The 26,030-nt window shown below is 75.7% G+C and carries 23 protein-coding genes; 16 read left to right on the top strand and 7 right to left on the bottom strand.

The genetic code is table 11. The annotated features are described in order from the left end of the window. The first annotated feature begins 51 nt into the window (after nucleotides 1–51). The 9 genes from kdd (at nucleotide 52) to H1D33_RS09915 (ending at nucleotide 10,248) form a co-directional block, all read left to right on the top strand. Entirely contained in the window at nucleotides 52–1,113 is a 1,062-nt protein-coding gene (gene kdd, locus H1D33_RS09955; protein WP_479686832.1) for an L-erythro-3,5-diaminohexanoate dehydrogenase, read from the top strand. Between the two features lie 4 nt (nucleotides 1,114–1,117). Further along, complete coding sequence (locus H1D33_RS09950; RefSeq protein ID WP_181568340.1) at nucleotides 1,118–2,692, top strand: amidohydrolase; 1,575 nt, start codon at nucleotides 1,118–1,120, stop codon at nucleotides 2,690–2,692. Continuing rightward, on the top strand, nucleotides 2,689–4,251 hold the full coding sequence (gene kamD / locus H1D33_RS09945) for a lysine 5,6-aminomutase subunit alpha (protein WP_181568341.1): 1,563 nt from the start codon (nucleotides 2,689–2,691) through the stop codon (nucleotides 4,249–4,251). Before H1D33_RS09950 ends, kamD begins: the two co-directional genes overlap by 4 nt. Next, nucleotides 4,248–5,006, top strand: a complete 759-nt coding sequence (kamE, locus tag H1D33_RS09940; protein ID WP_181568342.1) for a lysine 5,6-aminomutase subunit beta — start codon at nucleotides 4,248–4,250, stop codon at nucleotides 5,004–5,006. The genes kamD and kamE overlap by 4 nt, the downstream gene beginning before the upstream one ends. After that, nucleotides 5,003–5,401, top strand: a complete 399-nt coding sequence (gene kal / locus H1D33_RS09935) for a 3-aminobutyryl-CoA ammonia lyase (RefSeq protein WP_181568343.1) — start codon at nucleotides 5,003–5,005, stop codon at nucleotides 5,399–5,401. The genes kamE and kal overlap by 4 nt, the downstream gene beginning before the upstream one ends. A gap of 58 nt (nucleotides 5,402–5,459) precedes the next feature. Continuing rightward, nucleotides 5,460–6,794: a glutamate mutase L gene (locus H1D33_RS09930; RefSeq protein WP_181568344.1), complete on the top strand. Its 1,335-nt coding sequence runs from the start codon at nucleotides 5,460–5,462 to the stop codon at nucleotides 6,792–6,794. A 473-nt stretch (nucleotides 6,795–7,267) separates the two neighbouring features. Beyond that, on the top strand, nucleotides 7,268–8,875 hold the full coding sequence (gene lnt / locus H1D33_RS09925) for an apolipoprotein N-acyltransferase (RefSeq protein WP_181568345.1): 1,608 nt from the start codon (nucleotides 7,268–7,270) through the stop codon (nucleotides 8,873–8,875). Between the two features lie 22 nt (nucleotides 8,876–8,897). After that, entirely contained in the window at nucleotides 8,898–9,674 is a 777-nt protein-coding gene (locus H1D33_RS09920) for a polyprenol monophosphomannose synthase (RefSeq protein WP_181568346.1), read from the top strand. Between the two features lie 55 nt (nucleotides 9,675–9,729). Next, nucleotides 9,730–10,248, top strand: coding sequence for an FxsA family protein (locus H1D33_RS09915; RefSeq protein WP_181568347.1), 519 nt, complete (start codon nucleotides 9,730–9,732; stop codon nucleotides 10,246–10,248). A gap of 66 nt (nucleotides 10,249–10,314) precedes the next feature. Here H1D33_RS09915 and H1D33_RS09910 read toward each other — a convergent pair whose 3' ends face one another. After that, nucleotides 10,315–10,656 (bottom strand): RNA polymerase-binding protein RbpA, encoded by a 342-nt coding sequence (locus H1D33_RS09910; protein ID WP_181568348.1) that lies wholly within the window; start codon nucleotides 10,654–10,656, stop codon nucleotides 10,315–10,317. A gap of 197 nt (nucleotides 10,657–10,853) precedes the next feature. On the opposite strand from H1D33_RS09910, the gene H1D33_RS09905 reads away from it, so the two are divergent. Continuing rightward, on the top strand, nucleotides 10,854–12,335 hold the full coding sequence (locus H1D33_RS09905; RefSeq protein ID WP_181568349.1) for a peptide MFS transporter: 1,482 nt from the start codon (nucleotides 10,854–10,856) through the stop codon (nucleotides 12,333–12,335). Between the two features lie 8 nt (nucleotides 12,336–12,343). Here H1D33_RS09905 and H1D33_RS09900 read toward each other — a convergent pair whose 3' ends face one another. From H1D33_RS09900 to H1D33_RS09890, 3 genes are read right to left on the bottom strand one after another with little or no spacing between them, the layout of a single operon-like run. Next, on the bottom strand, nucleotides 12,344–12,928 hold the full coding sequence (locus H1D33_RS09900; RefSeq protein ID WP_181568350.1) for a pyridoxamine 5'-phosphate oxidase family protein: 585 nt from the start codon (nucleotides 12,926–12,928) through the stop codon (nucleotides 12,344–12,346). 60 nt (nucleotides 12,929–12,988) lie between these two features. Then, nucleotides 12,989–14,152, bottom strand: a complete 1,164-nt coding sequence (locus H1D33_RS09895; RefSeq protein WP_181568351.1) for a coiled-coil domain-containing protein — start codon at nucleotides 14,150–14,152, stop codon at nucleotides 12,989–12,991. A 12-nt stretch (nucleotides 14,153–14,164) separates the two neighbouring features. Further along, the gene (locus H1D33_RS09890) at nucleotides 14,165–15,508 is read right to left on the bottom strand and encodes an MFS transporter (protein WP_181568352.1); all 1,344 of its coding nucleotides are present in this window, start codon (nucleotides 15,506–15,508) and stop codon (nucleotides 14,165–14,167) included. A gap of 49 nt (nucleotides 15,509–15,557) precedes the next feature. On the opposite strand from H1D33_RS09890, the gene H1D33_RS09885 reads away from it, so the two are divergent. The 6 genes from H1D33_RS09885 (at nucleotide 15,558) to H1D33_RS09860 (ending at nucleotide 21,090) form a co-directional block, all read left to right on the top strand. Next, nucleotides 15,558–16,208: a TetR/AcrR family transcriptional regulator gene (locus tag H1D33_RS09885; protein WP_246411478.1), complete on the top strand. Its 651-nt coding sequence runs from the start codon at nucleotides 15,558–15,560 to the stop codon at nucleotides 16,206–16,208. Nucleotides 16,209–16,264: 56 nt separating this feature from the next. Continuing rightward, nucleotides 16,265–17,575 (top strand): flavin-containing monooxygenase, encoded by a 1,311-nt coding sequence (locus H1D33_RS09880; protein ID WP_181568353.1) that lies wholly within the window; start codon nucleotides 16,265–16,267, stop codon nucleotides 17,573–17,575. After that, a complete protein-coding gene (locus H1D33_RS09875) occupies nucleotides 17,572–18,396 on the top strand; it encodes an SDR family NAD(P)-dependent oxidoreductase (RefSeq protein WP_181568354.1) in 825 nt (274 codons plus the stop codon). Before H1D33_RS09880 ends, H1D33_RS09875 begins: the two co-directional genes overlap by 4 nt. Nucleotides 18,397–18,507: 111 nt before the next feature. Beyond that, nucleotides 18,508–19,749: a sensor histidine kinase gene (locus H1D33_RS09870; RefSeq protein WP_181568355.1), complete on the top strand. Its 1,242-nt coding sequence runs from the start codon at nucleotides 18,508–18,510 to the stop codon at nucleotides 19,747–19,749. 41 nt (nucleotides 19,750–19,790) lie between these two features. Next, nucleotides 19,791–20,387 (top strand): LuxR C-terminal-related transcriptional regulator, encoded by a 597-nt coding sequence (locus H1D33_RS09865; RefSeq protein WP_246412245.1) that lies wholly within the window; start codon nucleotides 19,791–19,793, stop codon nucleotides 20,385–20,387. Between the two features lie 10 nt (nucleotides 20,388–20,397). Then, nucleotides 20,398–21,090: a hypothetical protein gene (locus H1D33_RS09860; protein ID WP_181568357.1), complete on the top strand. Its 693-nt coding sequence runs from the start codon at nucleotides 20,398–20,400 to the stop codon at nucleotides 21,088–21,090. 11 nt (nucleotides 21,091–21,101) lie between these two features. Here H1D33_RS09860 and H1D33_RS09855 read toward each other — a convergent pair whose 3' ends face one another. The 3 genes from H1D33_RS09855 to H1D33_RS09845 all read right to left on the bottom strand — a co-directional run bounded on the left by H1D33_RS09855 (nucleotide 21,102) and on the right by H1D33_RS09845 (nucleotide 25,987). Then, nucleotides 21,102–22,115 (bottom strand): LacI family DNA-binding transcriptional regulator, encoded by a 1,014-nt coding sequence (locus tag H1D33_RS09855; RefSeq protein ID WP_181568358.1) that lies wholly within the window; start codon nucleotides 22,113–22,115, stop codon nucleotides 21,102–21,104. Beyond that, nucleotides 22,112–24,532, bottom strand: coding sequence for a beta-glucosidase family protein (locus H1D33_RS09850; protein WP_181568359.1), 2,421 nt, complete (start codon nucleotides 24,530–24,532; stop codon nucleotides 22,112–22,114). Before H1D33_RS09850 ends, H1D33_RS09855 begins: the two co-directional genes overlap by 4 nt. Nucleotides 24,533–24,730: 198 nt before the next feature. Further along, on the bottom strand, nucleotides 24,731–25,987 hold the full coding sequence (locus H1D33_RS09845; protein ID WP_181568360.1) for an ROK family transcriptional regulator: 1,257 nt from the start codon (nucleotides 25,985–25,987) through the stop codon (nucleotides 24,731–24,733). Nucleotides 25,988–26,030: the final 43 nt, after the last annotated feature.

The raw sequence follows: 26,030 nt of genomic DNA, 5'->3' as shown, positions 1-26,030 counted from the left end.
CGACGCGAACCCTGGCCAGGGGTTCGGGCGGCTGGACATAGGGGGTCGGGCGTGACGTCACCGGTGGGTCTGCACCGAGTCGTGGAACCGGCGGGGGTGCTGCCGCAGGCGGCCTGGCGCCTGGACGCCGACCCGCGGATCGCGGCGAACGAGGTGCGGATCCGGGTGGAGCGGCTGAACCTGGACGCGGCGAGTTTCCGGCAGTTGGCGGAGAAGCACGGCGGCGACGGCGAGAGGGTCCGCGCCGAGGTGCTGGACATCATCTCGACCCGGGGCAAGATGCAGAACCCGGTGACCGGTTCCGGCGGCATGCTGATCGGCACGGTGGAGGAGGCGGGGCGGCGCTCCCCGCTGGGGCTGCGCCCGGGGGACCGGGTGGCCACGCTGGTGTCGTTGACGCTGACGCCGCTGACCGTCCTCGACGGGCTGGCCCGCTGGGACGGGCGCAGCGAGCAGGTGCCGTGCGACGGGTACGCGATCCTGTTCGCCCGGTCGATCGCCGCGGTGCTGCCGGCGGACCTGCACCCGGAGCTGTCGCTCGCCGTGCTGGACGTGTGCGGGGCGCCGGCGTTGACCGCGCGGGTGGTGGCCGAGCAGGTGGCGCGGCGGGGCCGCGAGGGTGATGCGCGTCCGGTGTCGGTGGCGGTGATCGGCGGGGCCGGCAAGAGCGGGTCGCTGTCCCTCGCGGCGGCGCGGCGGGCGGGCGCGGCTCGTGCGGTCGGGGTGGTGCCGGTGGCGGCGGAGCGTGACGCGCTGGTGGCGGCCGGGTTGGCCGACGCGGTGGCCCTCGCGGACGCGCGGGATCCGGTGGGGTTGTCCACGGCGGTGACCACGGCGTTGGGTACGCCGGCGGACGTGACGGTGGTGTGCGTGGACGTGCCGGGGTGTGAACACGGTGCGGTGCTGGCCACGGCGGACGGCGGTACGGTGATCTTCTTCTCGATGGCGACGAGTTTCGCGGCGGCGGCGTTGGGTGCGGAGGGCCTGGCGGCGGACGTGACGATGCTGGTGGGGAACGGGTTCGTGCCGGGGCACGCGGAGCTGGCGTTGGAGTTGTTGCGCTCCGAGCCGGGGGTGCGCGGCCTGTTCGAGGCGCGGCTGGCGGCAGACTGAGGTCATGACGAACCCCTCGACGTTGTATCGCGGTGGAGTGCTGCACTGTCCGGCCGAGCCGAGCGCGACGGCGCTGTTGGTGCGGGACGGGCGGATCGCCTGGTTGGGTGCGGACGCGGACGCGCCGGCGGCCGACCGGGTGGTGGAGGTGGGCGGCGCGCTGGTGACGCCGGCGTTCGTGGACGCGCACGTGCACGCGACGGACACCGGTCTGGCGTTGTCGGGGCTGGATCTGTCGGTGGTGCGTTCGGGTGGGGAGCTGCTGGCGGCGGTGGCGGCGTTCGCGGGCGGGTTGCCGGGCGACGCGGTGGTGTTGGGGCACGGGTGGGACGAGTCGTCGTGGGCGGATGCGGTGTTGCCGGACGCGGCGGCGGTGGATCGGGCGGCGGGTGGTCGCCGGGTGTATCTGTCGCAGGCGTCGATCCATTCGGCGTTGGTGTCGGCGTCGTTGTTGGCGGCGTGTCCGGAGGCGGCGGGTGCGGCGGGGTTCGACGGGTCGGGGTGGTTGCGTCGGGATGCGCATCACGTGGTGCGGGCGGCGGCGTTCGCGTCGGTGACGCGGGCGCAGCGGGTGGCGGCGCAGCGTCGGGCGTTGGGGCATGCGGCGTCGTTGGGGATCGCGGCGGTGCACGAGTGCGGTGGTCCGGACATTTCCGACGAGGAGGACTTCGCCGGTCTGTTGGCGGTGTCGGGGGACGGGCTGCCGGAGGTGTACGGGTACTGGGGTGAGCTGCTGGGTGCGGCGCGGGCCCGGGACCTGGGCGCGGTGGGCGCCGGTGGTGACCTGTTCGCGGACGGGGCGTTGGGGTCGCGGACGGCGCACGTGTCGGGGGCGTACCTGGACGGGGAGCCGGGGGCGTGCGGGCACGGGTACGTGTCGGCGGAGCAGGTGCGTGATCATCTGTTGGACTGTGCGGCGCACGGGATGCAGGGCGGGTTCCACGCGATCGGTGACGCGGCGATCGGGACGGTGTTGGCGGGGTTCGCGGAGGCGGCGGAGAAGCTGGGTACGGAGCGGTTGCGGGCGGCGCGGCACCGGGTGGAGCACGCGGAGATCATGAGCAAGCGGTTGATCGCGGGGTTCGTGGAGTTCGGGATCGTGGCGTCGATGCAGCCGGCGTTCGACCGGTTGTGGGGTGGTTCGGGGCGGATGTACGAGTCGCGGTTGGGGTTGGCGCGGTCGTTGGAGTCGAATCCGATGGGTGCGATGCACGGGGTGGGGGTGGCGTTGGCGTTCGGGTCGGATTCGCCGGTGACGCCGTTGGACCCGTGGGGTTCGGTGCGGGCGGCGGCGGCGCATCACAACCCGTCGCAGCGGATGAGTGTGCGGGCGGCGTTCGCGGCGCACACGCGCGGTGGTTGGCGGGCGGTGCATCTGGACAACGAGGGGGTCCTGGCGTTGGGTGCGCCGGCGACGTTCGCGGTGTGGGACTCCCCGGCGGGGGTGGAGCGGGGTCTGCCGGTGCTTCAGGCCGAGGATCCGGAGGTGCGGGGGGCGGACGATCCGACTCCGCTTCCGGTGTGCCGGGCCACGGTGTTGCGCGGTGACGTGATCTATCAGCGGGAAGGGACTTCGTGACAGGCAAGCTTGGGTTGGATCCGGCGCTGGTGGCGCGGGCGCGGGAGTTGGCGCGCCGGGCCGGGCAGCCGGTGGTGGATCTGGCGCGTAGCCACACGACGGTGTCGGTGGAGCGGGCGGTGCTGCGGCTGGCCGGGGTGTCCGGCGCGGATCCGGACGGGATTCCGTGGGTGAACCGGCTGGTCGACGCGGTGGTCGCCGACGTGGGGTTGGGGCACGGGGTGTCGGTGCCGGTGTTCGACGCGTTGGCGCGGGAGGGCATCGCGGACGTGACGTTGCTGGCGCAGAAGGCGGCGGCCGGGTCGGTGCGGTTCGCGGTGCCGTCGGGAAAGGCGGCGACGGCGGCGCGGCGGGCGGCGCGGCGGGCGGTGGCGGCGGGGATCCGGCAGGTCGACCGGCGGCGGGTGGAGCGCGAGCGGCTGGTGAAGCGGTACGGGGATCCGAAGCAGCGGCCGTGGATCTATCTGATCGTGGCGACCGGGGACATCTACGAGGACATCCCGCAGGCGCAGGCGGCGGCGCGGGCCGGCGCGGACGTGATCGCGGTGATCCGGTCGACGGGGCAGTCGTTGCTGGACTACGTGCCGGAGGGGGCGACCCGGGAGGGTTTCGCCGGCACGTACGCGACGCAGGAGAACTTCCGGTTGATGCGGGCGGCGCTGGACTCCTCGTCGAAGGAGTTGGGCCGGTACGTGCGGCTGACGAACTACGCGTCGGGTCTGTGCATGCCGGAGATGGCGACGCTGGCCGGCCTGGAGCGGCTGGACATGATGCTCAACGACTCGATGTACGGGATCCTGTTCCGGGACATCAACCCGATCCGCACGTTCGTGGACCAGCGGTTCTCGCGGCAGGTGCACGCGCGGGCGGGGATCATCATCAACACCGGTGAGGACAACTACCTGACCACCGCGGACGCGGTGGACGAGGCGCACACGGTGACGGTGTCGCAGTTGTTGAACGAGTTCTTCGCGCACGAGGCGGGGTTGACCGATCCGCTGTTGGGGCTGGGGCACGCGTTTGAGATCAACCCGGATGTGCCGGAGTCGTTCCGGTTGGAGTTGGCGCACGCGTTGCTGGCGCGGGAGTTGTTCCCGGACGCGCCGTTGAAGTGGATGCCGCCGACGAAGCACATGACCGGGGACGTGTTCCGGGGCAATCTGCTCGACGGGTTCTTCAACCTGGTCGGGACCATGACGGGGCAGGGCATCCTGCTGGTGGGGATGATGACCGAGGCGGTGGTGACGCCGTGGTTGTCGGACCGGGACATCGCGTTGCAGAACGTGCGGTACGTGTTGGGCGCGGCGGGCGGGTTGCACGAGGACTTCGTGCCGGCGCCGGGCGGGTTCATCCAGCAGCGGGCGCACCGGGTGCTCGGTGAGGCGGTGGAGTTGCTGGAGCGGATCGGGGAGCAGTCGTTGTTGACGGCGATCGCCGAGGGCACGTTCGGGATCATGAAGCGGCCGGCGGACCGGGGCAAGGGTCTCGACGGGGTGGCGCGGCACGCCGACGACTACTTCAACCCGGCGACGGAGATCCTGGAGCAGCAGCCCTCATGAGCGAGCGCGGGAAGACGGTCGTGCGGCCGTACGGGGACACCACGGGCGACGGCATGGTGCAGGTGTCGTTCACGTTGCCGGTGCCGCACGACAAGCGGGCCGAGGGCGCGGCGGTGCAGTTGGCCAACAAGATGGGCATGGACCCGGCGATGCTGGTGCACGCCAAGCCGATCGGCGACGGGTTCACCTTCTTCGTGGTGTACGGGCGGGTGAACCACCTGGTGGACCTGGACAAGGTGCAGGTGGTGGAGCGGGACTTCCCGCTGCTGTCGGCCAAGGAGGTCAACGCGGTGGTGAAGCAGCGGATGCGCCGCAAGCTGTCGGTGGTGGGGGCGTGCATCGGCACCGACGCGCACACCGTGGGCATCGACGCGATCCTCAACGTCAAGGGCATCGCCGGGGAGAAGGGCCTGGAGTACTACCGGGAGTTGAAGGTCAGCAACCTGGGCGCGCAGGTGAGCGTGCCGGAGCTGGTCGAGGCGGCCCGGCAGGAGAAGGCCGACGCGGTGCTGGTGTCGCAGGTGGTGACGCAGCGCGACGCGCATCTGCACAACACGCGGGAGATGTCGGCGGCGTTCCGGGAGGCGATGCCGGCGGGGAAGCGGCCGCTGCTGATCGTGGGTGGGCCGCGCTTCGACGAGACGATGACCGGGGAGTTGGGCGTGGACCGGATCTTCGGTCGCGGCACCACCCCGGGCGAGGTGGCCAGCTACCTCGTGCACGCGTTGATCACTTCCAGGAGGGCGAGCAGTTGAGCGAGCAGGATCCCCGGCTGGGGTTGACCGTGACGCACCGCCGGTACGTGCCGTACGCGCACGCGCACTACGCGGGGAACCTGGTCGACGGGGCGTACGCGTTGGGGTTGTTCGGTGACGTGGCCACCGAGGTGTGCATCCGCACCGACGGCGACGAGGGCCTGTTCGCCGGCTACGCGGACGTGCGGTTCGTCGCGCCGGTGCGCGCCGGTGACGTGGTGGAGGTGACCGCGCGGGTCGTGCGGGTGGGTTCGCGCAGCCGGACGCTGGAGTTGAGCTGCGCGGTGGTGTGCCGGGGCCGCCCCGACAAGGGCGACTCGGCGGCCGAGGTGCTGGACCCGCCGATCGTGGCGGTGACGGCGACCGGCACCGTGGTCGTGCCCGCTTCCGCGTGAGCGCGAGGAGCGAGCCGGTCCTGCGAGCCCCGCAGTCGCGAACGAAAGAGAGCACAGCGTGAGCGTCGCGGTCTGCGCGGACGTCGGGTCGACGTACACGAAGGCGGCGGTGGTCGACCTCGACGGCGGGCGGCTGGTCGGCGCGGCGTCGGCGCCGACCACGGTGGGTTCGGACGTGCTGCACGGCCTGGACGCCGCGGTCGGCGCGGCCACCGCGGCGGCCGGGGTCGGTGACGTGCCGTGGTACGTGTGTTCGTCGGCCGGCGGGGGGCTGCGCCTGGCGGTGGTCGGCTACGAGCCCCTGGTGACCGCGCAGGCGGGCCGGCGGGTGGGCCTGTCGGCGGGGGCGAACGTGGTGCACGTGGCCGCCGGGCGGCTCGGCGCGGCGGAGCTGGCGGCGTTGCGGGCGGCCCGCCCGGACGTGGTGCTGCTGGTCGGCGGCACCGACGGCGGCGACGCGGACACGTTGACGCACAACGCGACCCGGCTGGCGAAGGCCCGCTGGCGGGTGCCGGTGGTGCTGGCCGGCAACGTCGACGCCCGCGCCGGGCTGCACGCGCTGCTCGCCGAGGCGAAGGTGCCGGTGACCGTGGCGGACAACGTGCTGCCGCGCATCGGGGTGCTGGCGCCGGCGCCGGCGCGCGCGGCGATCCGGGAGGTGTTCCTGCGGCACGTCATCGGCGGCAAGAAGCTGTCGCGGGGGTCGCGGTTCGCGCGGCTGGTGCGCGCCGCCACCCCGGACGCGGTGCTCACCGGCGTGGAGGTCCTCGCCGACACCGTCGGCGGTGACCTGGCGGTGGTGGACGTGGGTGGGGCGACCACCGACGTGTATTCGGTGCTCACCCCGGACGAGCGGGCCGACGGGCCGGGCCGGGAGGTCACCGGCACGCTGTGGCGGGCCCGCACCGTGGAGGGGGACCTGGGGATGCGGTGGTCCGCGCCGGGTGTGGTGCGCGCGGCGGCGGAGGAGCGGCTGCTGGCGGCGGGGGAGCAGGATGCCCTGGCGGCCGCGGCGGCGGTCCGGGCCGCCGATCCGGGGTTCCTGCCGGTCTCCGACGCCGACCGGGCGGTGGACGGGCGGATCGCGGCGTTGGCCGCGACGGTGGCGGTGCGCCGGCACGCCCGGGGCGCGGCCACCGGGGAACGCGCCGGGCGGGACCTGCGGGAGGTGCGGCTGCTGGTGGGCTCCGGTGGGGTGTTGCGCCACGGCGACCCGGCCGACGCGCGGGTGGTGCTCGACGCGGTGCTCACCGACCACGCCGGTGGGTGGCCGTTGCCGCGCGCCGCCCACCCGGTCGTGGACGTGGACTACGTGCTGGCCGCCGCCGGGCTGCTCGCCGCCGAGCATCCGGGCGCGGCGGCGGCGGTGCTGCGCCGGCACCTCGGCGGCTGAGGCGGGCGTCCACCCATCGAGACGCGCCGACGCGACACGCCGTGGCGCAACACACGACAGGCCCGGGTGGGTTGACAGCGGCGGGGGTGCACGCCGTACCGTCTTTGAGTCCTACCACGGGAAGCGGCTGTTGTTCGCTTCGTCCTCTCGTCCGCTGGCCGAGCGACCGGAAGGTTGCGGCGGCCAGGTCCAGCGGGCGGGGGTCGGCGGGGCGGCGCGAACCGGTCGCGGTTACCGGTGTACGGGCAGGGTGTGAGGAACGGCCAGTAGACAACGGCCAGGCGGGGGCAGCCAGTCCACGTCCGGTCGGTCCGAAGGTCGGCGCCGATCACTCTCGCCCCACCGGCCGGGGAGGGCCTGGGAGCATCGGGGTGCGGCTTCGGCCGCGCCCCGATTTCCGTCACCGGGCCGCCCACGGGCCGCCAGCCGTCCGCGCCGGGTAGCCTTCGCCCCGTGATCGTGGTGAGGTGCCGGTGACGACGCTCGAGCAGGACCAGCCGCGTGCCACCGACGGGGCACGCCCGCACCCCGGCGCGCGCCGGCCGCTGCCGTTGACGCTGGCCGTGCCCGCCGCCGTGGTAGCCGGGTTGGCGCTGCTGGCGGCGTTCCCCCCGTACGGGCTGTGGCCGCTCGCGCCGGTCGGGGTGGCGTTGCTGGCCGCCGCGGCGCACCGGCGGCGGTTGCGCGCCGGGGCCGGGCTGGGGTTCCTGGCCGGGGTGGCGCTGTTCGCGCCGCTGCTGGAGTGGACGAACCTGCACACCGGCTGGCTGCCGTGGGCGTTGCTGTCGCTGCTGCAGGCCGGCTACCTGGCGCTGCTGGGCGCCGCCACCGCCTGGGTGTCGCCGCTGGCCGACCGGTGGCGGGTGCTGTGGGCGCCGCTGACCGGTGTGCTGTGGGTGGGGCAGGAGGCGTTGCGCGACCGCACCCCGTTCGGCGGGTTCCCGTGGGGGCGGCTGGCGTTCAGCCAGGACACCTCGCCGCTGCTGCGCCTGGCCGCGCTCGGCGGCGCCCCGCTGGTCACGTTCGCCGTCGCGCTCGCCGGGGGGATCCTGCTGACCCTCGCCTGGCGGGACTGGCGGCGCCCGGCCGGGCAGTGGCGGCCCATCGCCGGGCTGGCCGCCGCCGGGGCGCTGCTGCTCGCCGCCGGACCGGCCGTCCCGGCGGGGGTACGCGGCGCGGGCGACACCGTCACCGTGGCGATCGTGCAGGGCAACGTGCCCCGCCTGGGCCTGGACTTCAACGCCCAGCGGCAGGCGGTGCTCAACAACCACGTCGACGCCACCCTGAAACTCGCCGAGCGGGTCGCCGCGGGCGCGCAGCAGCGCCCCGACCTGGTGGTGTGGCCGGAGAACTCCAGCGACATCGACCCGTTGCGCAACCCCGCCGCCGGGTACCGCATCTCCCAGGCCGCCGACGCGATCGGCGCGCCGATCCTGGTTGGCGCGGTGCTGCTCGGCCCCGGGCCGGGGGAGGTCCGCAACGCCGGGCTGCTGTGGCGCCCGGGCAGCGGCGCCGACCTGGGTCAGGTCTACACCAAGCGGCACCCGGTGCCGTTCGCCGAGTACGTGCCGCTGCGTTCTGTCGCCCGTAGGGTCAGCGCCGAGGTCGACCGGGTCCGCTCCGACTTCGTCCCCGGGCAGCGCCCCGGCGTGCTGGACGCCGGCGCGGCCACCCTCGGCGACGTGATCTGCTTCGAGGTCGCCTACGACGGCATCGTGCGCGACACCGTCACCGGCGGCGCGCAACTGCTGGTGGTGCAGACCAACAACGCCACGTTCGACGTGGCCGAGGCCCGCCAGCAGTTGGCGATGGTGCGGCTGCGCGCCGTCGAGCACGGCCGTGCCGCGTTGATGTCGTCCACGGTCGGGGTGTCCGGGTTCGTTACCCCCGACGGGCGGGTAGACGGTGCCACCGGGTTCAACACCGCCGAGGTGGTGGTGCGGCAGATGCGGCTCGGGGACGGGCGTACCCCGGCCACCACGGTCGGGATGTGGCCGGAGGTGGCCCTGGCGGCCGTCGCGGTCGCGGCCCTGGCCGGCGCGGCCGTGGCGCGCCGCCGCCGGGAGGCCACGCCCGGCTGAGGCGACGGAAGGCGGTGCGACGGTGGGTGCGGCAGCCGGCCATCCCGGGGTGGGACGGGTCCTCGTGGTCATTCCCACCTACAACGAGGCGGACAACGTGCGCCGCATCGTCGCCCGGGTCCGCGCGGCGGCGCCCGCGGTGGACGTGCTCGTCGCCGACGACAACAGCCCCGACGGCACCGGCGGCATCGCCGACGCGCTGGCCGGCGGCGACGGGCAGGTGCACGTGCTGCACCGGCCCGGCAAGGACGGCCTCGGCGCGGCCTACCTGGCCGGGTTCGCGTGGGCGCGCGAGCGCGGCTACGACGCGGTGGTGGAGATGGACGCCGACGGCTCGCACGCCCCGGAGGACCTGCCGGCGCTGCTGCACGCCGCCCGCGACGCCGACGTGGTGATCGGCTCCCGGTGGGCGCGCGGCGCGCGGGTGCTGAACTGGCCGTGGCGGCGGCTGCTGCTGTCGCGGGTGGGCAACCTGTACGCGCGGGTCGCGTTGGGCATGCCGGTCAGCGACGCCACCGGCGGTTACCGGGTGTACCGGTCGGCGGCGCTGGACGCCATCGACCTGGGTTCGGTGCGCTCGCAGGGGTACGCGTTCCAGGTGGAGCTGTCGCGGCTGGCGCACCGGGCCGGGGTGCGCATCGTCGAGGTGCCGATCACGTTCGCCGAGCGGGAGCACGGCGACAGCAAGATGAGCCCGCTGATCGTGGCGGAGGCGTTGTGGCGGGTCACCCGGTGGGGGGTGCGGGACCGGCGCGCGGCGGTGCGGGGCCGCCCGCGGGCGTTGGCCCGGTGGCCGTGAGCGCGGGCGTGTCATGCTGGAGGGGCGTGAGGACACACCGGGCGGATGGGGTGAGATGCGCCGAGGACTCAGATTCGTACCACCGGCTCTGCTGCTGCTGACGCTGCTGGAGCTGGCCGTTTTCGTGCTGGTCGGGCGGGCCGTCGGGTTCGGTGCGGCGCTGCTGCTGGTGTTCGCCGCGTCGCTGCTGGGTCTGGTGCTGCTGCGCCGCGAAGGCATGCGGGCGTGGCGGGGCTTCCGGTCCGCCGCGCAGGCCGGCCAGCCGCCGGGGCCGCAGGTCACCGACGGGCTGGTCGGGTTGGCCGGGGCGCTGCTGCTGGCGCTGCCCGGCCTGGTCAGCGGCGCGGTGGGCCTGCTGCTGCTGGTGCCGCCGCTGCGCCGCCTCGCCGGTGGCGGGGTGCGCCGGGCCACCGAGCGGCGGGTGTCGTCGATGGTCGCCGGTGACCTGTTCGGCCCCCGCCGGGTGCGGGTCTACCCGGGCGCGCCGCAACCGGCGCCCACCCCCACCGCGCAGCGGCCGGCGGAGCCGCCGCAGCCGGGCCCGGCCATCGAGGGTGAGATCGTGGACCGCTGAGGGAAACCGCCCAGACGTGACGAAGCGCCCCCGGGGTGATCCCGGGGGCGCTTCGTCACGTGGTGCTCAGGCGCGACCGCGGCGGGTGCGGACCTCCTGCAGCCGCTCGGCCAGGATGTCCTCCAGCTCGGCGATCGAGCGCCGCTCCAGCAGCATGTCCCAGTGGGTACGCGGCGGCTTGGCCTTCTTCTGCTCCGGCTCGGTGCCGTCGACCAGCCGGGCGACGCTGCCGTCGAACTTGCACTCCCAGGTCGCGGGGACCTCGGCGTCGACGGCGAACGGCACCTCGAACTGGTGGCCCTTGGCGCACAGGTACTCGCGGGTCTGACGCGGCGCGAGCTCCGTGTTGCGGTCGGATTCGTAGCTGACCGCGCCCAGCCGGCTACCGCGCAGCATACGCTCGCCCATGATCGACTTCCCCTCGTTCGTGGTGCTGGTCCTCAGGTGTAACGGCCGGTCACCGCCCGCCCATTCCCCGGCCGCGCCGGCCGGGCCGTACGCGGGTCGGGAAGCTCAAGGGTAACCGGCCGCGACAGCCGGCCGAATCGGTGGAGTGTTTCGCCCCGCACCGGGGATGTTACCCACCACGTGCGCCGGAGGTGACAATGAGCAGTGACGCGCCGGTCGGGGCCCGACCGCCCGCCGGGAAGACGTTCTTCGGCCACCCGCGGGCGCTGTCGACCCTGTTCCTCACCGAGATGTGGGAGCGGTTCAGCTTCTACGGCATGCGGGCCATCCTGGTGCTGTACCTGACCGCCACGGTCGCCGACGGCGGCCTGGGCATCGGCGAGTCCACCGCCAACGCCGTCTACGGCAGTTACAACGCCATGGTCTACCTGATGGCGCTGCCCGGCGGGTGGGTCGCCGACCGGCTGATCGGGGCGCGGCGCAGCGTGCTGTGGGGCGGCGTGGTGATCGCCGCCGGGCACTACGTGATGGCGATCCCCACCGGGTGGAGCGTGTTCGCCGGTATGACGCTGATCGTGCTCGGCACCGGCCTGCTCAAACCCAACATCTCCACCATGGTCGGTGACCTGTACGAGCGTGACTCGCCGCGCCGCGACGCCGGGTTCTCCATCTTCTACATGGGCATCAACCTGGGCGCGTTCATCGCCCCGCTGGTCACCGGCTTCCTCGGTGAGAAGGTCAACTGGCATCTGGGGTTCGGGGCGGCCGCGGTCGGCATGACCTTCGGCGTGCTGCAGTACGTCGCGGGCCGGCGCAACCTCGGCGACGCCGGCGCCCGCCCCGCCGACCCGCTGCTCGGCGCCGACCGGCGTCGGGCGCTGACCCGCGCCGGCATCGCCGTCGGCGTGCTGCTGCTGGCCCTGCTGGTGCTGCTGCTGGCCGGCTGGTTCACCGTCGACACGGTGGTCAACCTGCTCGCCGTGGTCACCGTGCTGGTGACCGTCGGCTACTTCGCCCGGATCCTCACCGACCGGGAGATCAGCGACACCGAACGCAGCCGGATGAAGGCGTACGTGTGGCTGTTCGTCTTCGCCGCCGCGTTCTGGCTGATCTACGACCAGGCCGGGTCGGTGCTGAACATCTTCGCCGCCGACCGCACCGACCGGAACGTGGCGGGGTTCACCTTCCCGGCGTCCTGGCTGCAGTCGGTGAACCCGATCCTGATCATCATCGGCGCGCCGCTGGCCGCGTGGCTGTGGCTCAGACTGGGCCACCGGGTGTCCACGCCGACGAAGTTCGCCGTCGGCCTGGTGCTCAACGGCCTGTCGTTCGTGCTGATGGCCGCCGCCGCGCGCGCCGCCGTCGGCGGCGACCTGGTCTCACCGTGGTGGCTGGTCGCGGTCTACGCCATCCAGGTCGCCGGTGAGCTGTCGCTGAGCCCGGTGGGCCTGTCGGCCACCACGAAACTGGCCCCGGTGAAGTACGCCAGCCAGATGCTCGGCCTGTGGTTCCTCGCCACCGCCGTCGGCGACGCCATCGGCGGGCAGGTGGCCCGGCTGGCGGAGAGCTGGTCGCAGTCGACCTACTTCCTCACCTTCGGCCTGGCCTCGGTGGTGCTGGGCCTGGCCGCGGTGATGTTCACCCGCCAGATCCGGGGACTGATGGCCGGCATCCACTGACCCGGGGCTCAGTGCGGGGTGGGCGGCAACGGCAACGGCAGGCCGGGCAGCCCGTCGATGCTGCTCGCCACGTGCTCCTTACCGGCGAAGTAGGCCGACAGTGACGCGTCGTCCTCCCGGGCGAACCGCCGCGCGTGCAGGTCACGGTCGGTGTCGTAGCTCATCAGCGGCACCGCGTAGCCGCAGGTGTCGCGGATGAGCTGGGCGCGCACCACGATCACCGCCCGCAGCCCGTGCGGTGTCGGGTCGACGTCGAAGTGCCGCAGCAGGTCCGGCCAGCGCCTGTCGTCGCGGAACACCGGCTCGCCGCGCCCGTGCACCCGCACGATGTTCGGCGGGCCGTCGAACGCGCACCACATCAGCGTGACGCGGCCGTTCTCCCGCAGGTGGGCGACGGTCTCGGCGTTGCTGCCGGCGAAGTCGAGGTAGGCCACCGTGTGCTCGTCGAGCACCGCCAGGGTGCCGCGCAGACCCTTCGGGGACAGGTTGACGGTGCCGTCGCCGGACAGCGGCGCGGTGGCCACGAAGAACATCGGTTGCGCCTCGATGAACTCCCGCAACCGGCCGTCGATGCGCTCGTACGTCTTTCCCATGCCGTCGATCCTCGCCGCACGGGCGGTCGCGCGCTGCCCCCGTCCCGCTCCGTGGCCGCCTCAGCCGGCCCGCGAACCGAGCGCGGCCAGCGCCCCGGCCAGGTCGCTGACCTGGTCGGCGAGCTGCCCGGCGCGCCGGGCGGCGGTGTCCCGGTCGGTTTCCGCCGCGCTCAGGCGCGCCGCCAGGTCGGCCGCGCGCGCCTGCGCCGCCACGGCGCTACGCCGGGCCTCGGCCAGCTCGGCGCGCAGCGACTCCCGTTCGGCGGTCCGGGCCGCCACCTCCACGCGTACCGCCTCGGCCGCCTCGGCGCGGGCCGCGCCGGCGGCCGTCGCGGCGTCGGCGCGGGCGGCCTCGGCCCGGTCCCGCTCCGCGGCGGCCTGCCGCGCGGCGGCGGCCTCGGCGTCGGCCCGTTCGGCGGCGGCCCGCGCCGCGCGGCGCTCCTCGGCCGCCTGCGCCCGGGCGGCCTGCGCGTCGGCGCGCGCCGCGTCGGCCTCGACGCGCAGGTCCCGCGCCCGCTGCACGGCCTCGGCGGCGGAGCGGGTGGCCCGCTCGGCGTCGGCGCGGGCGGTGTCCCGCTCGGCGGTCAGCTCGGCGACCCGCTGCCGCTCGGCGTCGCGTTCGCCCCGCACCGAGCGCAGCTCGACGCGGGCGGCGTCGCGGTCCCGGTCGGCCTGCGCCCGCAACGCCTGCGCCGCGCCCGCCTCGGCGCGCGCGGCGTCGCGGGCCGACTCGGCGGCGACGGCGCGTTCGGCGGCCGTGGCGGCGGACGCCTGCGCCCGGTCGGCCCGTTGGCCGGCGGCGTCGCGCTCGTCGCGCGCGGCCCGGGCGTCGCGCCGGTCGCGGGCGGCCGCGGCGGTCGCGTCCTCGGCGTCGCGGCGGGCCTCGTCGCGTTCGGCGTGCGCGGCGGCGACCTGCGCGGACGTCTCGGCGCGCAGCTCGGCGAGCTGCCGCTCCACCCCGGCCGGGGACAGCTCGGCGTGCAGCGCCTCGGTCAGCGTCTCCACCACCTGGTCGAGCCGGTCCACCGCCTCCCAGGTGCGCGCCACCTGCCCGGGCAGGCCGGGGGAGTTGCGGTGGCGCATCCGGGAGTTGCGGGCGGCCCGCTGGCAGGTGCCGTCGTTGTCCCGGCAGTAGCGGAACGGGCGGCCGGCGCCGGCGCGCTGCGGCACCTCACGTCCACAGTGGGCGCAGGGGCGGGTCTCGGTGGCGGGCTCGGCGTCCATCGCCGGCGAAGTCTAGTGCGCGCCGCGCGCGGCGGCGTCCAGGGTGTAGCGGCGCTGCACCAGCACCGCGAGCACCATCACGGCGGCGGGCAGCAGACCGAAGCCGAGGCGCAGCGCCGCGAGCGCGTCGGGCGACTGGGTGACGGCCTGCCCGGCGCTCGACGCGACGAAACCACCGGCGGCCAGGCACAGCGCGTACGCGTAGGGGCCGAGCGCCGCGCCGGTGGCCTCGGTGGCCGTCCACACCCCGGTGTAGGTGCCGGCCCGGTCCGTGCCGGCGGCGCGGATCACGTCGGGCAGCATCGAGAACGGCAGCAACTGCATGCCGGCGAACGCCACCCCGAGCACCGTCACGGCGGCCACCAGCACCGGCAGCCCGGCGGGCCGGCCGACCGCCAGCACCAGCGACCCGGCGGCGAACGCGACCTGCGCGCCGAGCAGGGCACGCTGCTTGCCGACGCGGCGGGCCAGCGCCAGCCACGCCGGGGTGACCAGCAGCGCGGGCGCGACGAACGCGGCGACCAGCACGGTGGTCAGCCCGGCGCGGCCCAGCTCGTACTCGGCGTAGTAGGGCACCCCGGCCAGGACCAGATGGGTGGTGGTCGACATGGCCAGGTAGGCGCCGGCGAGGCGGCGGAACTGCGCGTCGCGCAGGCTCGCCGCCAGCGCCCGCCACCCGCCCGGGCCGTGACCGGGCGCCGGGTCGGCCGCGGCGCCCCGCAGCCGGCCGATCCCGGCCACCCCGACCGCCATCGCGACGAGCATGCCGGCGGCCAGCGCCACCGCCATCCGCAGGTAGCCGGCGCGGGTGGCGTCGTCGCCGCCGGCCAGCAGCGGCGCCAGCAGCCCGGACGCCAGGATGCCCAGGGTGAGCACCACCATCCGGAACGCCATCAGCCGGGTCCGCTCGTGGTAGCCGATCCGCAGGTCCGCCGGGGTCGCCAGGTAGGGCACCTGGTAGGCGGCGAACAGCAGGTTGCCGGCCACGAAGAACACCGCCACCCAGCCGGCCGCGCCCGCGCCGGTCAGCCCACCGGGCACCGCGAACAGCGCGGCGAACGCCGCCGGCAGCGCGCAGCCGGCCAGCAGCAGCCGCCGGCGGTGGCCCCGGCGGGCCTGCTCCACGTCGCACCGGTGCCCGATCCACGGGTGCAGCAGCACGTCGGCGACCTTCGGCAGCAGCAGCGTCAGCCCGGCCAGCCACGGCGCGACCGCGAGCACGTCGGTGAGGAAGTAGAGCAGCAGCAGGCCGGGCACGGTGACCCAGACGCCCATGCCGAGCGAGCCGGCGGCGAACCCGACCAGCGGGCCGCGCGGCAGGGCGACGGCCTCGCGTCGCTGGTCCACCCCGGTCATCGCCACCCCAATCCAACGGATGCTGGATTGTAGGGGGAACAATGGCCGGATGACCATGCCTCGCCGCCGGCCGGGCCGGCCCCGCCGTGACGACCAGCGGCCCACCCGCGACCTCGTGCTCGCCGCCGCCACCGCGCTCTTCGCCGAGCGGGGCTTCGACGCGGTCAGCGTCCGGGACGTCGCGGCGGCCGCCGGCGTCGACGTGGCCACCGTCGCGCACCACACCGGCGCCAAGGCGCAGCTCTACGACGCCTGCTTCGCCCGGGTGTTCGCCGCCGAACGGGAGGCGCTGGAGGCCGCCGGGGAACGGGCGGGCGCCGCCCTGGCCGCCGGGCCGGCCGACGCGCTGCGCGCCCTGCACGACCTGGTCGACGTGTTCGTCGACTTCCTGGAGGACCGGCCGGAGACGACCGCGCTGTGGCTGCGTCGCTGGCTGGAGCCGCAGCGGCACGCCGAGCTGGACCAGCGCTACGCCGCGCCGCTGTACGCGCAGGTCGAGCGGCTGCTCGCCGCCGCGGCCGAGGCCGGGGCGCTGACCGAGCCGGCCCCGCACGTCACCGTGCGCAGCCTGGTCTGGGCGGTGCACGGGCACGTGGTGGCGCTGGCCGCGCGCGCCGGCTCGGCGGCCCGGGAGCGGCGGGAGTTCCGCGCGTTCGTGCACCGGTTGCTCGACGGGCTCTACCCGCCGGCCACCCCTTGACCGGGCCCCCGCCCACCGGGGATTATCCAGCGGTCGTTGGATAAAAGGGGGCGGGTATGGCGGCACCACCCAGGGTCGCGGTCGTCGGTGCCGGCGCGGCCGGACTGGCCACGCTCAAGGCGCTCGCCGACGCCGGGGTGCCGGCGGTGGCGTTCGAGAGCGCCGACACGCCCGGCGGCCTGTGGGTCTACGGCGCGCCCGACTCGCCGGCCTACCGGACGCTGCACCTCAACACCAGCAAGGGGCGCACCGAGTTCGCCGACCACCCGATGCCGGCGCACTGGCCCGACTACCCCGACCACACCCGCGTCGCCGGCTACCTCGACGACTACGCCGACCGGTTCGCGCTGCGCGAGGCGGTACGGCTGCGGCACACCGTCGAGCGGGTCACCCGCACCGGCGACGGCTGGCGGGTGCACGCCACCGGCCCCGACGGGCCGGTCAAGGTCGACGTCGAGGCCGTGGTGGTCGCCAACGGGCACAACCGGGCGCCCCACCTGCCCGAGCCCTACCCGGGCGAGTGCGCGGCCGCGCAGATGCACAGCCACGACTACCGGGGGCCGGAGCAGCTCACCGGGCGCCGGGTGCTGGTCGTGGGCGGCGGCAACTCGGCCATGGACATCGCCGTCGACGCCTCGCACGCCGCCGAGCGGACGCTGCTGTCGCTGCGCCGCGGCGTCTGGGTGGTGCCCAAGTACCTGCTCGGACGCCCCTCGGACACGCTCAACGGGGCCCTGGCACGCCGGCTGCCGTGGCGGCTGCGCCAGCGGATCAGCCAGGGCATGCTCACCGCCACCGTCGGCCCGCCCACCCGCTACGGGCTGCCCGCCCCGGCGCACGGCTTCCTCCAGGACCACCCGACGCTCTCCGACGCGCTGCTGTCGCGGCTCACCCACGGCGACATCGCGCCCCGGCCCGGCATCGCCCGCTTCGACGGGCGGCGGGTCGAGTTCACCGACGGCCGCGCCGACGAGGTCGACCTGGTCATCTGGTGCACCGGCTACCGGGTGCGGGTGCCGTTCCTCGACCCGGAGCTGCTCGGCGACGGCGCCGAGCGGCTGCCGCTGTACCGGCACGTGTTCCACCTGGACGCCCCCGGGCTGGCGTTCGTCGGGCTGATGCAGTCCACCGGGGCGGCGTTCCCGCTGCTGGAGGCGCAGGCCCGGCTGGTCGCCGCCCGGCTGGCCGGCACCTGGACGGCCCCGGAGCCGGCCCGCCAGGCCGCCGCCTGCCGGGCCGAACTGCGAGCCGCCACCGCCCGGTGGGGGCAACGCCGCCCGCACATGCGCGTCGACTTCGACGCCTACCTGGCCGAGCTGCGCCGGGAGCTGACCGCCGGCCGGCGACGCGCCGGAGCGACCCGGTGAGCGCGCTGGCCGGACGGCGGGTGCTGGTCACCGGCGCGCGGGGCACCTTCGGCCGGCGCCTCGGCGACGCGCTGAGCGCCGCCGGCGCGCACGTGCTCGGGCTGGACCTGCACGCCGACGCCGACGCCACGCCGCCGGTGCTCGGCGTCGACCTGACCGACCCGGCGGCCACGCCGGCGGCCGTGGCCGCCGCCGTCGACCGCCTCGGCGGGCTGGACCTGCTGATCAACAACGCCGGGGTCGGCGGGCCCGCGCCGGCCGAGCTGGCCCCCGACGAGGTGGTGCGCCGGCAGGTGGAGGTGAACCTGCTCGCCGCCTGGCGGACCACGGCCGCGGCGCTGCCCGCCCTGGAGGCCGCCCACGGTCGGGTGATCTTCGTGGCCAGCCGGATGGCCGTGCTGCCGCTGCCACTGGCCGCCGCCTACGGGGTGAGCAAACGCGCCCTGGTCGCGTACGCCGACGCGCTGCGCCACGAGGTCGGCACGCACGTCGGGGTCAGCGTCGTCTACCCCAGCATGGTCGACTCGCCGATCCACGACAGCACCGTGGCGGCCGGGCTGTCGCTGAACGGCGTGTCCCGGCCGGAGCCGGTCGACGGGGTGGTGACGGCGATCCTGCGCGCCGCCACCACCCGGCGCGCGCCCCGCGACGTGGCCACCACCCGGCGCGGACGCGTCGAGCTGGCGCTGGCCCGGCACGCGCCGGCGCTGGCCGACCGGCTGGTGCGGCGTACCGTCGCCAAGCGCATCGCCGCCGGTGACCTGGACCGGGCCGTGCTGGCCGCCGGAATGGTGCGGCGGCACCGCGACGCCCGGCGGTAGCCTGCTCGCCATGCCCGTGTCGCGCGTCCCGTGACGGGTAGTGCCAGGTCTACCCGAGGTGTCCCACCAGCGTGCTGTCCGCGCCGGTCAGCGCCCACCTAACCTGGGCACATGGCAGAAGCGCTGCTCCGGGCGGTGACCGGGCGACAGTTCCTGGTCTCGACCTGGCCGTGGCGCGGCTTCGCCTACGCCGTCACGACCGCGGTCGCCGCCGGCCTGCTGTGGCTCGCGCTGGCGGTGCCGCTGACGCCGCTGCTGTCGGCCGCCGTGGTGCTGCACGCCGGGCATACGGGTGGTCACCTGGTCGTGGCGGCCGGTCTCGGACTGGTCGGGGTGGGCCTACTCGGGCTGCTCGGCCCGCAGGTGGCGCTCTCGACGGCCCGCGCCGAACGGTGGCGGCTGCGGCTGGTCGGCGACGCCCCGCCGTCGCCCGGGCGCCGGGGCGACCTCTACACCGACCCGGCCACCTGGCGGGCGGTCGCCTACATGGTGCTGCTCGGCGTCGTCGGCCCGCTGTGGCTCGGGGTGCTCGCCGTCGTCGCGCTGCTCGTCGTCTCGACGCCGGTCGCGGTGCAGCACCGGATCTCGGTGGCGGACCCGCTGGTCAGCGTCGTCGGGCGGGCCGGTGGCGGGCTGCTGCTGATCCCGGTGCTGCTCTACCTGGCCGCGCTGTTGGGCGGGGCGCACGCCGCGCTGGCCCGGATGCTGCTGCGCCCCGAGCCGTCCGAGGACCTGATCGAGGTGGCCCGGTCCCGGACCCGGCTGATGAACGCGTTCGACGCCGAACGGGTACGCATCGAACGCGACCTGCACGACATCGCCCAGCAGCGCCTGGTCGCCCTGACCATGCAGATCGGGCTGGCCCGGCTCGACCTGCCGCCCGCCTCGCCGGCCGACGCCGCGATGGCCGCCGCGCACGGGCAGGCCATGACGCTGATGGCCGAGCTGCGGGACCTGATCCGCGGCATCAGCCCGCGCGCCCTGCGGGAGCTGGGCCTGCGCGCCGCGGTCGAGGAGCTGGCCGCCGCGAGCGGCCTCGACGTCCGCGTCGACGTCGCCTCGGCGCGGTTCCCGGCCGAGGTGGAGTCCGTCGCGTACGCGGTGGTCTCCGAGGGCCTGGCCAACGCCGCGAAGCACGCCGGCGCCACCGAGGTCACCGTCACCGCCCGCCGCGGGGCCGACGGGCTCCTGGTCGAGGTCCGCGACGGCGGTGGCGGCGGCGCCGACCCGGCGCGCGGATCCGGGCTGACCGGGCTCGCCGACCGCGCCGCCGCGGCCGGGGGACGGCTGCTGATGTCGAGCCCGCCCGGCGGTCCGACGGTCCTGCGGGTGGAGCTGCCGTGCGCGTCGTGATCGCCGAGGACTCGGTGCTGCTGCGGGAGGGGCTGAGCGCGATGCTGCCCCGGTTCGGCATCGAGGTCGTCGCCGCCGTCGGTGACGCGCCGGCGTTGCTGGCCGCCGTCCGCGAGCACCGCCCGGACCTCGTGATCACCGACGTGCGGATGCCGCCGGAGCACACCGACGAGGGGCTGCGGGCCGCGGTGGCGCTGCGTGCCGAGGATCCGCAGCTCGCGGTGGTCGCCCTCAGCCAGTACGTGCAGCACAGCTACGCCGCGGACCTGCTCGCCTCGGGCTCCGGCCGGTTCATCGGCTACCTGCTCAAGGACCGCATCGGCGACGTGACCGAGTTCGCCGGGCAGCTCCGCCGGGTGGCCGGGGGCGCCACGGTGGTCGACCCGGAGGTGGTACGGCAGCTCATGCAACGCCACCGGGACCCGCTGCGGCAGCTCTCCCCGCGCGAACGCGAGGTCCTCGCGCTGGTGGCGCAGGGGCACTCGAACGCGGCCGTCGCCCGGACCCTCTCCCTGACCGAGGCCGGTGTCGCCAAGCACATCGGCAACGTCCTGGCCAAGTTGGACCTGCCGGTCAGCGACGACACCAACCGGCGGGTTCTCGCCGTGCTCACCTACCTGCGCAGCCGATCCGACTAGGAGCCCCTCGTTGACCACCTCCACCGCCCGGCGGCACGCCGCCGGGCTCCTCACCATGGCCGTCGTCCTGGCCGTCGCGTTCTTCCTCGTCCCGCCGCTGGTCGGTGCCGTCCGGCCCGACGACGTCCCGCGCGCCTTCGTCGCCTACTGGTCCGCGGGCGGCCCGGGCTTCCCGCCCGACCTCCAGCGGCTCGTCGACCAGCAGTTCCGCCTTCACCTGGCCCGCGTGGCGATCGCCCTGCCGCTGCTCGGGGTGCTGGTGACGTCGGCCTACCGGCTCCCGCGGCTGCGGCTGCCGATCGGGGTGCTCGCGCTCGCCGTGGCGGTGCTGCTCATCGCCACCGTGCAGGGCGCGGTGTCCCCGTTCGGCACGCTGCTGCCGGCCCTGGCGTCCGGCCCGGCCGACGACCACCTGGCCGCCGTCCTGGCCCAGGTCCGCGACCAGGCCGAGCACGGCCCGACGTCACCCGCCCTGGACGTGATGCTGGACGAGTACGTGCGGTGGCACGTGGTGAAGGGCGCGCTGGTCGGCCTGCTGGCCGCCGTCCTGGCCGGCCTGTCGGTGCTGACCTGGCGCCGGCGTCGGTGGCTCGGGTTGCTCCCGGCCGTGCCGGCGGTGGCCGCGCTGGTGGTCCTGGCGGCCAACCTGAGCACCGTGGCGGATCCCGTCCCGCCGTTCCTGCTGCTGTTGCAGGGCGGCTGACGCGGGCCGGGTCACCGGCTGGTGTCGCGCACGGTCAGCCGGGGTTCCAGCAGCGTCACCTCCGGCACCGGCTCGTCGCGCAGCCGCCGCATCAGCAGCGTCACCGCCTGCCGGCCCACCTCCTCGGCGGGCACCGGCACGCAGGTCAAGCCGGACGGCTCGGCCAGCTCGTCGGGGCAGACCGCGACCACCGCGACGTCCTGCGGGACCCGGCGGTCCAGCAGGGGCAGGGTGGACAGCACCGGCCCGACCGCCGACTCGTTCTGCACCACCAGGCCGGTCACGTCGGGTTGCTCGTCCAGCAGCGCCGCCAGGTCCCGGCGCACCGCCCCCGGGGCCTCCTCGCAGGGCCGGGTCACCGCGTCGACACCCAGCCGGCCGGCCGCGGCGAGCACGCCCGAGCGGGTGCGGTGGGCGAAGCCGGTGCCCCGGTCGTAGACGGCGGCCGGGGCGCCGAGCAGCGCGATCCGGCGGTGCCCGGCGGCGGCCAGGTGCTCCACGCACAGCTCGCCGGCGCGCCGGAAGTCGAGGTCCACGCAGGCCAGGCCGGTGCTGTCGGCCGGGTGCCCGATCAGCACGCCGGGCAGCGCCAGGTCCCGCAGCAGCGGCACCCGCGAGTCCTCCAACTCCACGTCCATCAGCAGCACCCCGTCGACGAGCGCGCTGCCGGCGATGCGGTGCAGCCCGGCCGGGCCCTCGTCGGCGGTGACCAGCAGCACGTCGTGGTCGAAGCGGCGGGCGGTGGTGACCACCGCGGTGGCGAAGCGCATCACCACCGGCACCTGCATGCCGGTGCGCAGCGGCAGCACCAGCGCGATCACGTTGGCCTTGCGGCTGGCCAGGGCGCGCGCGCCGGCGTTCGGGTGGTAGCCCAGGGCGCGCACGCTGGCCAGGACCCGGGTGCGGGTGCCGGCGGAGATGACGCGCTTGCCGCTGAGCACGTACGACACGGTGCTCGCGGCCACCCCGGCGTGGCGGGCCACGTCGGCGATGGTGACCTGCTCACCGGCGCCCCGGCCGGTCACCGGGCCACCCCGCAGCCCCGCGCGTCGGGCGTGCTCGCGGCGCCGCCGCCGGTCACGGTGAGCGCGCCGGCCAGCCGGACGTCGCGGGCGGAGCGGCCGACCAGCACCGAGTGGGTGGCGTCCTCGGTCACCATGGCCGCCCGGGTCTCGTCCCACCAGGCCAGCTCCGCGGTACGCAGCCGCAACGTGACCCGGGCCGCGCAGCCCGGCTCCAGGGTGACCCGGGCGAAGTCGCGCAACTGCCGCAGCGGCTGCTTGACCCGGGAGCGCCGCTGCCGGGTGTAGAGCTGCACCACCTCGGTGCCCGGCCGGCGGCCGGCGTTGGTGACCTCGACGCTCACCCGCACCTCCTCGCCGGCGTGCGCCGTGGCGGTGCTCAACCGGAGGTCGGCGTAGGCGAACTCGGCGTAGCTGAGCCCGTGGCCGAACGGGTACAGCGGCTCGCCCCGGTGGTAGAGGTAGGTGGCGTCGGCGCCGATGACGTCGTAGTCGAGCAGGTCGGGCAGCTCGGCGGCGTCGGCGTACCAGGTCTGGGTGAGCCGGCCGCCCGGGTCCTCCGCGCCCAGCAGCACGTCGGCCAGCGCGTTGCCGTGCTCCTGCCCGCCGTGCGCGCTCCACAGCACCGCCGGCAGGTGCTCCCGCGCCCAGCCCACCGCGTACGGGTAGCTGCTGGTCAGCACCAGCACGGTGCGCGGGTTCGCCGCGTGCACGGCACGCAGCAGGTCGAGCTGCCCGGCCGGCAGCGCCAGGTCGACGCGGTCCTCGGTCTCCCGGCCGTTGACCATCGGGTGGTTGCCGAGCACCACCACGGCCACGTCGGCGGTAGCGGCCAGCGCGGCGGCCTCGGCCGCGCCGTCGGCCCGCAGCTCCACGGCGAACGCGGCGGGCTCGCCGGCGGCGACGGTGAGCCGGCCGCCGGCGTCGACGGCGACGTGCCGGTCGGTGGCGATGTGGTGCAGCCACGCCGTGCCGTCGGGGCGGTGGCACACCCGGAACGTCTCGCGGACCACCCAACCGCCCGGGCCCGGACGATCGGCGACCAGCGCGCCGGTGTCGTCCGCGCCGACGTGGCCGCCGGTGTCGACCGCGCGCAGCGCCAGCACGCCGTTGCCCCAGTCGACCACGTCGAACTCGGCCGGCGTCGTGTCGGCGAGGGTCAGCGGCCCGCCGTCGGCGCAGCGCACCGCGCGCTGCCCGACGCGCAACGTGACCCGGTCCGCGCCGGGGTGGGTGGTGACCTCGCGCAGCCGCCCGAGCAGCCCGTCGTACGCGGTGACCGCGTACGGCAGGGTGCCGCTGTACCAGTCGGTGAGCACGGTGCCGGCGAGCGGGCCGAGCACGGCGACCCGCAGGTCGGGCGAGAGCGGCAGCAGCCCGTCGTTGCCGAGCAGCACCATCGACTGGCGGGCGGCCTCGCGGGCGAGTTCCCGGTGCGCGGGGCAGTCGACGACGTCGGCCGGCACGTCGGCGTACGGGTCGTGCCCGGGCGGGTCGAGGTCGCCCAGGCGCAGCCGCACCGACAGGATCCGCCGGACCGCCCGGTCCACGTCGGACTCGCCGATCAGCCCCCGGGCCAGCGCCTCGGTGAGCCGCTCGACGGTGGGACCGGGATCGTCGTCGTCCTCGGTGAAGCTGTCCACCCCGGCGCGCAGCGCGGCGGCGAACCCGGCGACGTGGTCGGGCAGGTGCGCCTGCACGCCGGCGATGTTGCCGACCGCGCCGGCGTCGCCGACCACCATCACCTCGTCGTCGGCCCAGCCGCGCAGCTCGCCGTCGAGGAGCGGGCTCAGGTGCGCCGGCACGCCGTCGATCAGGTTGTACGACGCCATCACGGCGACCGCCGCGCCGGCGGCCAGCGGCGCGCGGAACGCCGGCAGCTCGTACTCGTGCAGCACGCGCGGCGGCAGGTCGCTGGAGGTGGTCGCCCGGTCGGTCTCGTTGTTGTAACCGAGGAAGTGCTTGAGCGTCGGCGCGGTCCGCAGCCGGGTGGGGTGGTCGCCGCGCAGCCCGAAGGCGTAGGCGGTGGCGAGCCGGCCGGTGAGCCAGGGGTCCTCGGACCAGCCCTCCTCGTTGCGGCCCCAGCGGGGGTCGCGCAGCGGGTTGACCACCGGCGCCCACACGTTGAGGCCGACGCGTACCGGGTCGGCCCGGTGCTTGGCGCGCACCTCGTCGCCGACGGCGGCGCCGACCGCCCGGATCAGCCGCGGGTTCCAGCTCGCCGCCAGGCCGAGCGCCTGCGGGAAGACGGTGGCCTCGCCGAGCCAGGCGACGCCGTGCAGCGCCTCGGTGCCGGTGCGGAACGCCGGCAGGCCGAGCCGGGGGACCGGTGCCTGCCACTGGTGCAGCAGGCCGAGCTTCTCCGCGATGGTGAGGCGGGCCAGCAGGTCGTCGGGGCGGTGGGGGGTGCGGTCGGTCATGGCGGGCGCCTCCGGTCGGCGCGCGGGCCGCCGGAGGCGTCGTCGAAGCGCTTCGACGGGCCCGCTGCTGAGACGGCGGCGCGCACGCGCGTGCAAGGGGTGGTGGTTGGCCGGCGGGGTCGGCCCGGAGCGCTGGTGAAGCGCTTCGACAACCGCCGGAAAACACGCCGCCACGGGTTGCCCGGCCCGGGGGCGGCGCTACCGAGGTTGGCACCCGGGGCCGGTGCGGTCAAGGGGGCAGGCGACCGGCAGTTGCCCGGCCTCCACCGTGGCCAGTGCCGCGGTGGCGCCGCCCAGCGCGCTGGCCGCCGAGCCCAGCGCGCTGGCCTCCAGCCGGACCGTCGCCGGCGGTCCCGACGTGCGCGCGGCGATCTCGTCGCGGGCGGCCGGCAGCAGCCACGGCGCGAGCGCCGCCAGGTGGCCGCCGACCACCACCACCTCCGGGTCGAGCAGGTCGACCAGGACGGACACCGCGTACCCGAGGTGCCGGCCGACCTCGGCGAGCCCGTCGCGCACCGGGGCGTCACCGGCGCGGGCGAGGGCCTGGATCCGCTCGATCTCCGGCAGGTAGTCGGTGACCGGGCCGTCCGCCGCCACGTCGGGGAGCAGCCGGCGCACCACGGCGTCCACGCCGGCCACCGCCGCGAGGCAGCCGTGCCGCCCGCAGTGGCACGCCGGCCCGCCCGGGTGCACCAAGAGGTGGGCGATCTCGCCGGCGAAGCCGCGGCCGCCGCGCAGCAGACGACCGCCGCTGACCAGGCCGGCGCCGACGGTCAGCCCGCCGCTCAGGTGCACCAGGTCGGCCGTGCCGGCGTACGGGCCGTGGCGCAGCTCGGCGGAGACGGCGAGGTTGGCGTCGGTGTCGACCCCGACGGGGAAGCCCGGGTCGCGCAGCGCGCGGCGCAGGTCGGCGGCGAGCGGCACACCGTGCCAGCCCAGCGCCGGCGCGGCCGGCACGGCGCCGTCGGCGTCGACCAGCCCGGGCACGCCCACGGTGAGGCCGAGCACCGTGCGGCCCGCCCCGGTGACCCGGGTGACCGCGCGGCGGGTGAGCGCGGCGAGCGCGCGTACCGTCTCCGGCGGGCCGGCGGTGGCGGCGGCGAACGCGCGTCGCCAGGTGAGCAGCCGCTCGCCGGCCAGGTCGGCGGCGACCACGACCAGCTCGTCGGCGCCGATCCGCAGGCCGAGCCCGACATAGCGGGAACCGTCGAGGACCAGCATGGTGGCCGGCCGGCCGACCCGGTTCTCGGTGAGCCCGGTCTCGCGCAGCAGGCCGTGCTCGATCAACTCGCCGACCAGGCTGGACACGGTGGCCTTGTTGAGCCCGGTGCGTGCGGCGACGTCGGCGCGCGAGCAGGGCGCGTGCGTGCGGACGTGGCGCAGCACGACGGCCCGGTTGGCCACCCGCACGTCGCCCAGGTCGGCCGTCTGCGACGACCGGTCGATGCTGATCACGTGGTGCCCGCCTCCTGCGCCGCGGCCGTCGGGTTCGGCTACA

Source organism: Micromonospora ferruginea, assembly GCF_013694245.2.
GTDB lineage: Bacteria > Actinomycetota > Actinomycetes > Mycobacteriales > Micromonosporaceae > Micromonospora > Micromonospora robiginosa.
This window is presented reverse-complemented; position numbering and strand designations above follow the sequence as displayed.

Excerpts from the sequence above, each read along its gene's own strand:
- H1D33_RS09950 (WP_181568340.1), top strand. The coding sequence starts at position 1,118 with ATGACGAACCCCTCGACGTTGTATCGCGGTGGAGTGCTGCACTGTCCG.
- kamE (WP_181568342.1), top strand. The coding sequence starts at position 4,248 with ATGAGCGAGCGCGGGAAGACGGTCGTGCGGCCGTACGGGGACACCACG.
- H1D33_RS09915 (WP_181568347.1), top strand. The coding sequence starts at position 9,730 with ATGCGCCGAGGACTCAGATTCGTACCACCGGCTCTGCTGCTGCTGACG.
- H1D33_RS09910 (WP_181568348.1), bottom strand. The coding sequence starts at position 10,656 with ATGGGCGAGCGTATGCTGCGCGGTAGCCGGCTGGGCGCGGTCAGCTAC.
- H1D33_RS09905 (WP_181568349.1), top strand. The coding sequence starts at position 10,854 with ATGAGCAGTGACGCGCCGGTCGGGGCCCGACCGCCCGCCGGGAAGACG.
- H1D33_RS09900 (WP_181568350.1), bottom strand. The coding sequence starts at position 12,928 with ATGGGAAAGACGTACGAGCGCATCGACGGCCGGTTGCGGGAGTTCATC.
- H1D33_RS09895 (WP_181568351.1), bottom strand. The coding sequence starts at position 14,152 with ATGGACGCCGAGCCCGCCACCGAGACCCGCCCCTGCGCCCACTGTGGA.
- H1D33_RS09890 (WP_181568352.1), bottom strand. The coding sequence starts at position 15,508 with ATGACCGGGGTGGACCAGCGACGCGAGGCCGTCGCCCTGCCGCGCGGC.
- H1D33_RS09885 (WP_246411478.1), top strand. The coding sequence starts at position 15,558 with ATGACCATGCCTCGCCGCCGGCCGGGCCGGCCCCGCCGTGACGACCAG.
- H1D33_RS09880 (WP_181568353.1), top strand. The coding sequence starts at position 16,265 with ATGGCGGCACCACCCAGGGTCGCGGTCGTCGGTGCCGGCGCGGCCGGA.
- H1D33_RS09870 (WP_181568355.1), top strand. The coding sequence starts at position 18,508 with ATGGCAGAAGCGCTGCTCCGGGCGGTGACCGGGCGACAGTTCCTGGTC.
- H1D33_RS09865 (WP_246412245.1), top strand. The coding sequence starts at position 19,791 with ATGCTGCCCCGGTTCGGCATCGAGGTCGTCGCCGCCGTCGGTGACGCG.
- H1D33_RS09850 (WP_181568359.1), bottom strand. The coding sequence starts at position 24,532 with ATGACCGACCGCACCCCCCACCGCCCCGACGACCTGCTGGCCCGCCTC.